Consider the following 13,548-nt stretch of genomic DNA (forward strand, 5'->3'; position numbering starts at 1 on the left):
CAGTGCTCACCTTTCTCAACATTTTTCACCTTGGAATCAAGGAATTGCGCAGCCTGGGACGCGACAAACTAATGCTATTTCTGATTCTATTTGCATTCACCGGCCAGGTATACCTGACTGCTACCGGTCTGCCTGAATCACTTCACAAAGCTCCCATTGCCATTATCGATGAAGATCGATCACCTCTGTCATTACGTATTATCAATGCTTTTTATCCCCCTCATTTTTTGTCGCCGCTTATTATCGATCAGTATGCCGCCGATCCCGGTATGGATACCGGCCTGTATACTTTTGTACTCAATATCCCTCCTGATTTTCAACGCGATGTACTGGCTGGGCGTCAACCCGCCATTCAGCTCAATGTCGATGCAACACGTATGTCACAAGCCTTTATCGGCAGCGGTTATATTCAAAATATCATTACTAATGAGGTCACGACATTCTCTCAAAGCCATCAAATTCTTCCTGCCTGGCCGGCCGAACTCGAAATACGTGCACGCTTTAACCCGAATCTGAACTCGGTATGGTTTGGCTCAGTGATGGAAGTTATCAACAGTATTACCATGCTGTCTATTATTCTCACTGGTGCGGCGCTAATCCGCGAACGTGAGCATGGCACTATCGAACATCTGCTGGTAATGCCGCTGACATCCTTCGAGATCATGATGGCCAAAATCTGGTCGATGGGTCTAGTAGTCGCCATCGTGGCTACGGCTTCGATTGTCTTTGTCGTACAGGATTTGCTCAGCGTACCCATCGAGGGCTCAATCGGGCTATTCGTCATTGGTATGACATTACATCTGTTTGCCACAACCTCAATGGGTATTTTTCTCGGCACGGTAGCGCGTTCGATGCCGCAAATGGGGTTGTTGATGATCATTATTCTACTGCCACTGCAAATGCTATCTGGTGGCATGACACCACGTGAAAGTATGCCTGAGGCAGTGCAGTACCTCATGCTCACAGCACCAACCACCCACTTTGTCTCCCTTGCCCAGGCTATTCTCTACCGTGGTGCAGGTTTCAGTATTATCTGGCCAGAATTTCTTGCTCTACTTGCAATTGGTATTATTTTTTTCATGCTGGCACTTACCCGCTTCCGCAAGACGATTAGTTCTATGGCATGATCAGAAACGAAAGAGACGAGAGATTATACCTACGGGACCAGAATCACTAAGCATGATACATCCTACCTTGCGGGAAGGAATTATCCATTCGCCCAGCCGATTGCCACTGGGGTCATCGAACGGCACCCTGGTTTCATGAACCCGCCTGCCGGGTGCCTGGCTGGCAATCAGAATACGGGCTGATGCATGCAATTGAAATACTGGTTTTGGTCTCAGCGGTAAAGGTTCAGTACATAAAGACACCAGCGCACCTGATGAATCAATGATATGAAATCATCCATATTGGCTTGATCTGCCGCAAAATGATTTGCTACTCACTATTAAAATCAGAAATAACACAAAAGCTTATGCCTGATTATGGCTTTGAGAAAGACAGAAATTCCAATTTTTTTCTATCTGTCATGAACATTTCTCTTGACAGGCATAAAAATATCCACATTTTTTACCTGAGTTGTTGACAACTCCTCAAACCCGCGTCAATACTGGCTGTAAACATAACATATTGTTTCTAATGAAAAAAATAAGTGTGCAAAATTTCAGCATATTTCAAAATCCTGTTTGAAAAGACACCCTTAAGGCAATCATCCTCAAGTTATACACAAACTTATCCACAGGAATTGTGGACAAGTTTGTACGTAATCGAAGCATAAATATTTAATAGATCGCCTGGATAAACTTTCTAAAAACACGCATCGCGATTGTTACAATCTCATTGATCTCAATTTTGTTGGGTTTATTGTTGATATGCTGCGTAAATTCCTGCTTTTTCTGCTCGTTCTCACAATGATTATCTTGGCTACTGCGTGGTTATTTCTTAGAGGCAGTCTGCCCGTTTATGAAGGAGATCTGCTGCTTCCCGGGTTAGCTGATACTGTAACGGTTGAACGGGATGCGCTCGGCACGGTGACACTAAGTGCTGAAAATAGGTTAGATCTGGCGCGTGGCCTGGGTTTCATTCATGCACAGGAACGCTTCTTTGAAATGGACTTGATGCGCCGCAAGGCCGCCGGAGAGCTGGCGGAGTTATTTGGTGGGGTTGCATTACCGGCTGATCGCAAGGCGCGTGGCTATCGGATGCGTGCCCGCGCACAGTCAATGCTGCAAAGGCTGCCGCAAGACCAGCTTCGTCTGCTTGAAGCCTATCGCGACGGAGTCAATACAGGGCTAAACAGTCTCAAAACCAAACAATTTGGTTATCTGCTTACACAAACGCTACCCCGACCCTGGCGTAGCGAAGACAGCCTGTTGATCGTGCTTGCCATGCACATAACACTGCAGGAAAACAGCATTGATCGTGAACTGGGGCTATCAATGATGCATGCCTCCTTGCCGGAATCTGCCTACCGTTTTCTGACTGCCAGCGGTGGAGAGTGGGATGCCGCCCTGGATGACAGCCAACTTGAATGGCCACCCTACCCTCCTGCTACTGATATTGATTTGCGCTCAATCAATCGACAAACTTTGTCAGGCAACAGCTTTCAGGAATTACCCATCATTGGCAGTAATGCTTTTGCAGTTGGGGGCGCTCTAACCAATGGCAGTGCACTGGTAGCCAATGACATGCATCTGTCTTTGCGGGTTCCCGGCTTGTGGTTCCGTACTCGTCTAGTTTATCCGGATCCTTTGCACGCCCAGCGGAAGATTGATGTAATCGGCGTCAGCCTCCCCGGTAACCCGGTTATCGTTGCCGGTTCCAATCGTCATATTGCCTGGGGGTTTACTAATTCTTATGGAGATTTTGCCGACTGGGTCAGAGTCAAGCTCGATCTGGATAACCCTGCCCGTTATGCTGATCATGGTGAGTGGAAAGCAATCAAAGTATGGCAGGAAACGCTACATGTGCGTGATGCACCCGATGAACAGCTCGAAATCCATGAAACTGAGTGGGGCCCTATTCTTGCTAGAGATTATGACGGTACCCCTCTGGCGCTGGTCTGGACAGCTTTCCAGCCAGATGCTGTCAACCTTGATATTATTGAATTGGAGCAGGCAGATAGCTTGGAAGAAGCAGTTAGGATTGCGCAAAACATGGGCATTCCAGCACAAAATTTCATTGCAGGCAGTAGAAATGGCGATATCGCCTGGACAATTGCCGGCCGTATTCCTTTACGCACGGGCGGCTACGATGCAAATCTGCCCGCAGATTGGGGCCAACAGACAATTGGCTGGAGGGGCTGGCTTGCGCCTGCTGATTATCCGCTGGTGATCAATCCGCCAGAGACGCGACTCTGGAATGGCAATTCCAGAATGGTCGATGGCGCCTTGCTGAAAAAACTGGGGGATGGTGGATATGATCTCGGCGCGCGCAGTCAGCAGATCCGCGATCAATTACATGCGCTCAATCACTTTTCACCAGAAGATCTACTGGCCATACAGCTGGATGATCGCGCACTGCTGCTTGCTCGCTGGAAGCAGTTGTTGGAAGAAACATTGCAAAAAATCCCGTCAGCTGCGTGGAGCCGGGAAATGCAGCAAGCCTTGCGTGACTGGGATGGCCACGCTTCGCCTCAGTCGGTAGCTTATCGCGTCGTACACAGTTTTCGTTACGCTGTTATGGAACATATTCTCAATGCCTTTGCGGCAATAGTGAAGCTCAATCACCCTGATTTTGTGCGGCCCCGCCTAAGCCAGGTTGAACATGCCGTCTGGAAGCTGATCAAGTATCGTCCACCACATTTATTGCCTCCCGGTGAGGATAGCTGGGAGGATATGCTCGCCGCTTGCGCACAACGTGTGACAGCATGGCTGCAAGCGCAACCAGGCGGCATTGCCGCGCGCAATTGGGGTGAAGAAAATACTGCCGCTATCCGGCATCCGCTCAGCCGCGCCCTGCCTACATGGATTGCTGCATGGCTGGATATGCCTGCAGATCAGTTGCCTGGAGATCACCATATGCCTCGTGTTCAGACACCAAATTTTGGTGCATCCCTGCGCTTTGTTGTTGCGCCTGGAGAGGAAGAGAATGGCTATTTTCAGATGCCGGGAGGACAAAGCGGCCATCCGCTCTCTCCTTATTACGGCAGCGGCCATTCTGATTGGGTGGCGGGGAATGCCAGCCCGTTTCTACCGGGACCACCACAACAAACTTTATATCTGCACGCCACCGAAGTTAAGCCATATCAATAAAATAACCTGGCTGAAACAGCAGCAAAAGTATCCTCCATCACCCTGGCTGGATACATTGCGTTACTCTAGTGGCATTTGAGTAATCAGCAAGTTACTGTTTTTTCCTGATCAATTCGATTTAGCTTAATATTTTTACAGTGATGTCGATAAAACTTACACAATTTAATGACAGCTTAATAGCCGCATTCTTTAAAGATAGCAGCATGCTGAAATCAGTTAAATTTGACTGAGGTTCTATTTTCAGTAGAAAGGCTGCTAGTTTTAATGTCAGTAAATTACGCATAAAACAGCAAAATTATTCCATATATTCATATTAAATTCACAATGACAGTCACGCTATGAAAGCAAATGAAATACAAAAAAAATTGCTTGTTGTGGAAGATGATCCCGGGCTCCAAAAACAATTGCGCTGGAGTTTTGATGATTGCAACGTGGCTGTTGCTTCCGATCGTGAAAGTGCGCTGGCACAAATCCGCCGACATGAACCCGCAGTCGTAACCATGGATCTTGGTTTGCCTCCTGATCCGGATGGGGCAACGGAAGGCCTGGCAACCTTGCAGCAGATTCTTGCATTGGCTCCCGACACCAAGGTTATTGTGCTGACCGGCAATCAGAATCATGAGAATGCGCTGAAAGCAATTGACATGGGTGCTTATGATTTTCATCAAAAACCCCTTGATGCGGGTGTACTTAATCTGATCGTAAATCGGGCCTTTTATCTGCACCGGTTACAAAGGGAAAATTATAAGCTGCAGCAAGCTGGCCTGATTTCATCAGTTCCTGGATTTATTACCGGAGATCCGGAAATAGCCAGAATTTGTCAACAGATTGAACGTATTGCATCTTCCGATGTTGCCGTCGCATTACTGGGCGAGAGCGGTACTGGAAAGGAAGTACTGGCTAAAGCACTTCACCTGCTCAGTGGCAGAAACAGTAAACGCATGGTTGCAGTAAATTGCGCAGCGATCCCGGAATCATTATTGGAAGCTGAATTGTTTGGTTACGAAAAAGGGGCTTTTACCAATGCTGCAAAACAGACTCTCGGTAAAATAGAAACCGCGCAAGGGGGCACATTTTTTCTGGATGAAGTTGGTGATCTGCCTCTCTCACTGCAGGCCAAGCTGCTAAGGTTTTTACAAGAACGCGTCATTGAACGCATTGGTGGCAGAGAAGAGATTCCGGTGGATGTGCGTATTATCTGTGCAACCCATCAGGATCTGAAGAAAATGATCGATGCCGGTACTTTCCGCGAAGATTTATTCTATCGGCTGTGCGAGATCAGCATTCATATACCGCCAGTGCGTGAACGCATTGGCGACGCTGTATTGCTTGCGCATCACTTCAAGAATCAATACCGTATCAAGGAAAAGCGCCAGACACTCAACTTCAGCCAGGATGCACTGAATGCAATCAGCAACCACCGCTGGCCGGGTAATGTCCGCGAAATTGAAAACTGCATCAAGCGTGCTGTCATCATGGCGGAGGGCTCCCAAATTACGGCCCAGGATCTGGGACTACAATCAGCAGACAATCCTGAGCAACCCGCCACCCTGCGCGAAGTCCGGGAACAGGCAGAACGCGAAGTAGTCGCCAAGGCTTTAGCCCGGATGGATGGTAATATCGTTAAAGCTGCAGAACTGCTCGGCGTCACCCGGCCAACACTTTACGACCTGATGAATCGCCACGGACTTAAATAGCCTATAAAACCTACCAACCTCGTTATTACCCAACCCACTCATGACTTCTCTTTTTCACGAACTGGTTTATCAGTCTGCCGATCGGAATATAGATTCTGTAGCTCTGATCGATCGGAAACGTCATTTATCTTATCCGGCGCTGGCCGAAGCAGTGCAATCATTCGCTGGTACCTTGCATACATTAGGGCTAAGCCGGGGAGAGCGTGTCGCCGTTTACCTTGAAAAACGGCTTGAAACGGTTATTGCCCTGTTTGGCACATCTGCCGCGGGAGGGGCATTTGTACCGGTCAACCCGTTGCTCAAAGCTGAACAGGTTGCCTATATTCTTAACGATTGCAACGTTAGAGTACTGGTCACTTCCGTTGATCGATTCAGCCTGCTCAACACGGCATTATCACAATGCCATGATTTGCATACTGTAATCACAGTTGATGAAGCACAAGAATCATCGTCAATACCCGGACTCAATGTCACTTCATGGGGACAAGCACAAATATCCTCTTCTGAAGCTGTACACTTGCCACGTTGCATCGACAGCGATATGGCGGCAATTTTGTATACTTCCGGCAGCACCGGCAAACCCAAAGGAGTGGTACTCTCCCACCGTAACCTGGTAATCGGCGCAAAAAGTGTTTCACAATATCTGCATAATCAATCGAATGATCGAATCCTTGCGGTACTGCCACTTAGCTTTGATTATGGATTGAGCCAGCTGAACACTGCGTTTTATGTAGGCGCTACTGCTATTTTGATGAATTATCTACTACCACGCGACATTCTCTCCATCATCAAACGTGAGCAGATCACTGGGCTGGCGGCTGTTCCACCACTGTGGACACAACTGGCACAACTGGACTGGCAAGGTGTACAGACACTGCGTTACATCACCAATTCCGGGGGAGCCATGCCGCGAACCACCCTGGCACGTTTGCGCGAAGCACTGCCCAGTACAGAGATCTTTTTAATGTATGGTCTGACGGAGGCTTTTCGTTCAACCTATCTGCCGCCGGAAGAAGCGGATAAACGCCCGGATTCCATGGGCAAAGCAATTCCCAATGCTGAAGTTATGGTATTGCGGGAAGATGGCTCCCATTGCGCACCAGGTGAACCAGGCGAACTGGTGCACCGTGGGCCACTGGTCTCGCTGGGTTACTGGAACGATCCGGACAAAACGTCAGCTCGCTTTCGCCCCCTTGCTCCCCGTCAGTCCGGATTGACCATTCCCGAGCTGGCTGTCTGGTCAGGTGATACTGTGCGGATGGATGAAGAAGGCTATCTGTATTTTATTGGCCGGCGTGACGACATGATCAAAACCTCCGGTTACCGTGTCAGTCCGACAGAAATCGAGGAAGTTATCTATGCAACAGAAACAGTTGCAGAAACTGCTGCATTTGGAGCACCACACCCAACGCTTGGCCAGGCAATTGTTGTTATTGCCGTCCCCAAAACAGGAATCGAACTGAAACAGGATACCCTGATGGCTGCCTGCAAAAATCATTTACCTGCTTTTATGCAACCCGGTTTGATCGAGTTACGACAGACCAGTCTACCGCGTAATCCAAATGGAAAGATCGATCGAAAGAGTCTAGCCAGTGAATTTCAGCAAGTTTTCCAAACAGAAGAAATATGACGACGAATCAACCTAAACATGCGCCGATGATACAGTTTCCGGTACAGGATCATTGTCTTGTCATCGGCGGCATTCCACTCACACGATTGGCTCAACGGATTGGAAGCACCCCTTTCTATGCCTACGATCGCCAGTTGATTTCCACACGTGTACAGTCTCTGAGACAACATCTGCCACCAGACATACTTCTGCACTATGCGATGAAGGCCAATCCAATGCCGGCGGTGGTACAGCACCTGGCAGGCCTGGTAGATGGAATTGATGTTGCCTCAGTTGGTGAAATGAAAGTGGCACTGGATGCAGGCGTGACTCCAGAGAATATCAGTTTCGCGGGCCCCGGCAAAAACCGTCAGGAACTGGCCTGTGCCATTGCCGCCGGCATTATTATTAATATGGAATCCGAACAGGAGCTGGAAACAATTGCTCAACTGGCAGACGAAACCGGTTTCCATCCTAAAGTCGCAGTACGGGTCAACCCTGATTTTGAGCTGAAATCTTCCGGAATGAGGATGGGAGGAGGCTCCAAACAATTCGGTATCGATGCCGAGCGCATCCCGGCCGTGTTGCAACGTATTGCGCAATTAAAACTAGATTTTGAGGGATTGCATATCTTCAGCGGCTCACAAAATCTCAGAGTGGAAGCCATTCAGGAAGCACACGAAAAGACACTGCAGCTCGGTTTACAGCTTGCGTCAACCTCACCCGTTCCAATACGCACAATCAACATCGGCGGTGGATTTGGCGTTCCTTATTTCCCCGGTGAAAATCCGCTCGATTTGAGTGCCGTTGGCACTAATCTGAAACAATTGCTGGCAGAAATTCCTGCTTCTTCCCCGAATATCCGGTTCGTGGTTGAGCTGGGGCGTTATATTGTGGCAGAAGCAGGTGTTTATGTATGCCGTGTACTGGAAAAGAAACTATCAAGAGGGCAGATTTTTCTTATTACCAATGGTGGCTTGCATCATCATCTTGCCGCTTCAGGAAATTTTGGCCAGGTTATCCGCAAAAATTACCCTGTTGCGGTCGGAAATAAAATGTACATTAGTGAAACCGAAATTACCTCAGTGGTCGGACCACTTTGCACGCCACTAGACTTACTTGCCAACCAGATGGAACTATCTAAAGCTGAGCCTGAGGATCTGATCGTTATTTTCCAGTCTGGCGCCTATGGATTAACAGCCAGCCCCACCTCTTTTCTTAGTCACCCTGCTCCGCTGGAAATACTGGTCTGAGAATCTGCTGTCGAGCTGGTGCCTTTCTCTGTAATGATATGACATGCAAATCAAATAACCATTGGTAACCAGTACAAGGAAGTAAACAAATTAAAACCATGCCCGAATGCTATTATGACAATCGCATCCAAGGGGTAATCCGGAAAGATGAGGAGATGATATGAGTGGTATATGTGGCTGGCTGAGTGTTAATCATTCGGCAATAGAGAATCAACAGGTTATTGATCGTATGGCCCGTTTGCTGACTCGTTTTGACAGCAATCCTGTTCAAATAGCAACACAGGGCAACGCTGTCCTGTCCGTTGTTGCCAAAGTAAGCCATGCTCATCTCTATGAAAAAGATAGTTTATTGGTTGGTATCTGGGGGAGGATAAAATCCAGGAATGAACAGCTGCAGGCGGATATTAATGCCAAAGGAATGGCTGCAGCGCTTGCAGATCTATGGTTGCAGAAAGGTGAAAAACTATTCTCTGATCTTGGCGGTGAATTCGTGTGCTGCATCGTGGATAGCCATGCCCGCAAAGTCGCACTGGCCATTGATCCACTGGGGACACATACGCTCTACTACCAACAGCTGGATAATGGAATCCTGTTTGGCTCCTCGGCTGATGTCCTGCTCACACATCCGCAGGCTAGCCAGGAAATCAATCCACAAGGGCTGCTCAACTACCTTTATTTTCACATGATCCCGGGACCTGGCACCATTTACCAGGCTCAACAGCGCCTGCTTCCTGGTGAATACCTATATTTTCATGATGGCCGTGCAGAAATCAATCACTACACGCAGGCTCAGTTTAATGAGGATATAAAGCGTCCGTTTCCAGAGCTTCAACAGGAATTTCTCTCGCTGCTTAGAAAAAGTGTCAGTGAAGTAATACAAGATCAGAAAGCCGGAGCATTTCTAAGTGGAGGCACAGATAGCTCCACCCTGGCAGGGATACTGACGGAAGTTACCGGGGAACCAGCTAAAACCTATTCAATTGGTTTTGAGGCAACCGGTTATGACGAGATGTACTATGCACGAATTGCTGCCCGACATTTCTCGACAGATCATCACGAATACTATGTCACACCGGATGATGTAGTCGAAACCATCCCGTTGATTGCGTCGGTCTTTGATCAACCTTTTGGTAATGCATCGGCACTGCCAGCCTATTACTGTGCACGCATGGCCAGGAAAGATGGCCTGGATTTGTTACTTGGGGGCGACGGTGGTGATGAACTGTTCGGCGGCAATGTACGTTATGCAAAACAGTATATTTTTTCACTGTATAACAAAATTCCGGCGCCCTTGAGAAATCACCTGCTCTCACCGCTTATCCTCTCTATTCCGCCCGATACCGGTCCCAAATTACTCCGTAAAGCACGTAGCTATGTCGCACAGGCAACTGTCCCCATGCCTCATCGGATGGAAACTTATAATCTATTAACGCATTATGGCTTTGAGGCTGTATTTTCTCCAGAATTACTGGCACAGGTTAATACCGGGCAACCTGCGCAGTTGATCGAACAAACTTACCACGATGCTTCTCACGCGCGTAGCCTGATCAACCGTATGCTCGCCTTCGACTGGAAATTTACGCTAGCAGATAACGATTTTCCCAAAGTAGTTCAGGCTTGTCGTCTGGGGGGTATGGAAGTATCTTTTCCGTTTGCCAATGATGAAATGCTCGCTTTCTCTCTCGCTTTGGATCCGGATCTGAAGCTGAAGGGGACACAGCTGCGCTATTTCTTTAAACAGGCATTACGGGGATTTTTGCCGAATGAGATCATTGCCAAGCAAAAACAGGGGTTTGGCTTACCGTTTGGTGTCTGGCTGCAATCGCACAAACTGCTACGGGAAATTTCCGCAGATAGCCTGAGCGACCTCAAAGCTCGTAACATCATACGGAACGATTTCATCGATAAGCTACTTGATCAGCACCTTCACGAACACGCCAGCTACCATGGTACCATGGTGTGGCTGTTAATGATGTTGGAGTACTGGTTCAAACAGCATACCCAGTAAAAATTCAAGATTCATCCAATCATCACAAAAAACAACACAAAAAATATCATCAGCTTGTCATATTTTAGCGACGTAAGTATAGTTTAATGTGTCTTGTCCAGACGACACTATTATCCAGTTTATATTTTGTTGATTAACATTCTCGGAAATACGATTGATTGTCATGATGCAAGCAGCAAAATGCAAATAAAATATAAAGTCATATCGTTTATATATTCCCCGAATTGAAAATTGGCCTGAACAGTAAAATTCATCCTGATTAGCCAGCATTTTTGGCTCTGTTTTTTGTTTTAGACAAAACTTATAGTCAAGGGGAAATATGAATGATCTTGAAAAAGCTTTTCACCAATATTTTGAAATTGTGCATGCTAATACGCCGGAGCTGCTTAAAGAGGCTTTCGGCTTACGTTTTCGTATTTTGTGCGTATATAACGATATCTCTGGTTTCAATTCAGTAAATTATCCAGATAAACTGGAAAATGACGAATACGATAGTCGCTCTGCGCATCTCTTGCTGCGCCATCGGCCGACCGATACATTCATCGGAACCACTCGCCTGATTCTGCCTGATTTGCAACATCCAGAAAATAAACTGCCAACTGAACTGCATACCCAATTTTATCCTGAATTTCAGGTAGATCCATCATCTCGTAAACATACCGCTGAAATATCCCGCTTCGCCATACTGAGCGATTTTTTTAAACGTAAGAATGAACACTATACGCTGGCTGGACCTGTTGATATACCAACCCGACCTGCTGGCAAACCTCACGAACGACGTCGCTTTCCTCATCCGATGCTAGGGCTTGTCGTTGGAATTATACAAACATGTGCTCAGTATGAAATTTATTACTTACTTTCATCCATGGAACCAGCCTTGAACAAATTGTTGGGATTTTACGGCTTGCAATTGAATTCCATTGGCCCATCAACTGATTACCACGGACTTCGCAGCCCTTATCATGTCTGCCTGTTAGATGTTCTGGACAGAATTTACCGCGATCAGCGGACAATTTGGGAGCTTGTTACTGACCACGGAAATATCTGGCCGGCCGATCTGACTCTTCTGCGCCAACAAAACAGGCGACAACTCGCTGACTACGGTAGCGCTCGCATATCGGGAAACCAATAACATTCACCATTGTGACGGGAATTTTTACTTACTGCCTTCGGGGCACTCTTCTCCCCGCACTGCTAATTATGCTTTTTTTCACGGATAATGTTTTATCCTCTGATAACGCGGTTGAAGTAGTAGTCCATCCCGGCACCAATGTCAATTATCTTTCCAAGAATTTATTACGCTCTGTCTTTAGTATGGTCTTCCCCTATCAATTACGCCTCGCATGGGATCGCCTGGTCTATTCAGGAACCGGGCAAGCACCACTCGTCGTGTACTCCGAAGAAGAGATGCGTACAAAAATTGCGACGACACCGGGATCAATCGGTTATTTAAGTGAAATCAAGATTGATGGAAGTGTCCAGGTCGTTCATATCAATGAATAGCAAAAAATTTTTCACCAATCCCTTTTTGAGCATCGCAGGGTTACTTCTGACTCTTTTCGCACCATCCGGATTTGCTGATGGGCATCAGGGAGTACAAATTCTGAAGCAGCTGCAGGTACATGGTTTCCTTAGCCAGGGATATATCAAGACAACCGGAAACAATGTTTTCGGTCACAGCAACAACTCGGGCAGCTTTGATTTCAGGGAAATGGGCCTGACAGCCTCTCTGCGCCCGCTACCCAGATTGCAATTCTCCGGACAGTTACTTCACCGCAGGGCGGGAGAAGGCAGTGACGGTGGCATCCGTATTGATTTTGGCTTCCTTGATTACAATTTTATTAATACGCCCGGGGTAGAACTTGGCTTGCGCCTGGGCAGAATGAAGAATCCGTTTGGGTTCTATAACGATACCCGTGATGTGCCCTTTACCCGGCCAAGTATACTGTTACCTCAATCAATCTATTTTGATCGGACCCGCAACCTGGCACTGGCTTCGGATGGCGCTCAGCTGTACGGAGAATCACGCACAGATTGGGGAAATATTACCATTCAGCTTGGTGCTGCTTTTCCGCAGGTAGATGACAAAGATACCGAAACATCTATTTTTGGTCATACAACCCCGATCCGAGGATATCTGAAAAGCAGGCTTTCATATATCGGCCGTATCCTCTACGAACTGCCTGACGGGCGGCTACGCCTGGCTGTCAGCAGCGCTCAGCTCAATGTTGGCTATGATCCCAGCCAAAATGATATTTTTGAATCGGGTTCATTCAGATTCTCTCCCCTGATTCTGTCAGCGCAATACAATGCAGAACGCTGGAGCATAACTTCAGAATATGCGTTACGTTATTCTCGCCGTCATGGTTTTGGCAACCCCAGACTTGATCAGAGTTCTACCGGGGATAGCTTCTATCTGCAAGGTATCTACCGGTTCCTTCCAGGCTGGGAAGCTGTATTGCGCTACGATCTGCTTTTCGCCAACAGAAAAGATCGCAACGGCAAGAAATTTGCAGCCGTAAGCGGCCATCCGGCATACAGTCAGTACGCCAGAGATTTGACGGTAGGATTACGCTGGAATATTACTCCATCCATCATGCTGAGCACTGAATATCATCGGATCAATGGAACTGCCTGGCTTTCTCCACTGGATAATCCGGATATCACCAGTACTAAGAAAAACTGGAATCTGTTTGCCGCACAAATTTCCTATCGGTTCTGATGCAAG

The 13,548-nt window shown here is 47.5% G+C and carries 10 protein-coding genes; 9 read left to right on the forward strand and 1 reads right to left on the reverse strand.

Annotation, left to right across the window (positions count from 1 at the left end):
• Nucleotides 1-2 precede the first annotated feature (2 nt).
• Nucleotides 3-1,127 (forward strand): ABC transporter permease, encoded by a 1,125-nt coding sequence (locus tag ACZ5EJ_RS06610; RefSeq protein ID WP_074685170.1) that lies wholly within the window; start codon nt 3-5, stop codon nt 1,125-1,127.
• On the opposite strand, the gene ACZ5EJ_RS06615 is transcribed toward ACZ5EJ_RS06610, so the two are convergent.
• Nucleotides 1,128-1,370: a uracil-DNA glycosylase family protein gene (locus tag ACZ5EJ_RS06615; protein ID WP_011634467.1), complete on the reverse strand. Its 243-nt coding sequence runs from the start codon at nt 1,368-1,370 to the stop codon at nt 1,128-1,130.
• A 540-nt stretch (nt 1,371-1,910) separates the two neighbouring features.
• On the opposite strand from ACZ5EJ_RS06615, the gene ACZ5EJ_RS06620 reads away from it, so the two are divergent.
• From ACZ5EJ_RS06620 to ACZ5EJ_RS06655, 8 genes are all read left to right on the forward strand, one after another.
• A complete protein-coding gene (locus ACZ5EJ_RS06620; protein WP_464557723.1) occupies nt 1,911-4,253 on the forward strand; it encodes a penicillin acylase family protein in 2,343 nt (780 codons plus the stop codon).
• 338 nt (nt 4,254-4,591) lie between these two features.
• Nucleotides 4,592-5,950 carry a PEP-CTERM-box response regulator transcription factor gene (gene prsR / locus ACZ5EJ_RS06625; RefSeq protein WP_464556786.1) on the forward strand — a complete coding sequence of 453 codons (1,359 nt, stop codon included), beginning with the start codon at nt 4,592-4,594 and terminating at the stop codon, nt 5,948-5,950.
• Between the two features lie 40 nt (nt 5,951-5,990).
• The gene (locus ACZ5EJ_RS06630; protein ID WP_074455328.1) at nt 5,991-7,580 is read left to right on the forward strand and encodes an acyl-CoA ligase (AMP-forming), exosortase A system-associated; all 1,590 of its coding nucleotides are present in this window, start codon (nt 5,991-5,993) and stop codon (nt 7,578-7,580) included.
• A complete protein-coding gene (locus ACZ5EJ_RS06635; protein ID WP_074455327.1) occupies nt 7,577-8,812 on the forward strand; it encodes a pyridoxal-dependent decarboxylase, exosortase A system-associated in 1,236 nt (411 codons plus the stop codon). The genes ACZ5EJ_RS06630 and ACZ5EJ_RS06635 overlap by 4 nt, the downstream gene beginning before the upstream one ends.
• Before the next feature lie 160 nt (nt 8,813-8,972).
• A complete protein-coding gene (locus ACZ5EJ_RS06640) occupies nt 8,973-10,820 on the forward strand; it encodes an asparagine synthetase B family protein (RefSeq protein ID WP_464556787.1) in 1,848 nt (615 codons plus the stop codon).
• A gap of 319 nt (nt 10,821-11,139) precedes the next feature.
• Nucleotides 11,140-11,952, forward strand: a complete 813-nt coding sequence (locus ACZ5EJ_RS06645) for a PEP-CTERM/exosortase system-associated acyltransferase (protein WP_011634473.1) — start codon at nt 11,140-11,142, stop codon at nt 11,950-11,952.
• Nucleotides 11,953-12,020: 68 nt separating this feature from the next.
• Nucleotides 12,021-12,323 carry a hypothetical protein gene (locus ACZ5EJ_RS06650; protein WP_464556789.1) on the forward strand — a complete coding sequence of 101 codons (303 nt, stop codon included), beginning with the start codon at nt 12,021-12,023 and terminating at the stop codon, nt 12,321-12,323.
• Nucleotides 12,316-13,542, forward strand: a complete 1,227-nt coding sequence (locus ACZ5EJ_RS06655; protein ID WP_074684803.1) for a hypothetical protein — start codon at nt 12,316-12,318, stop codon at nt 13,540-13,542. The genes ACZ5EJ_RS06650 and ACZ5EJ_RS06655 overlap by 8 nt, the downstream gene beginning before the upstream one ends.
• The last annotated feature ends 6 nt before the right edge of the window (nt 13,543-13,548 follow it).

The sequence above is a fragment of the Nitrosomonas sp. TNE100 genome, from assembly GCF_055387135.1.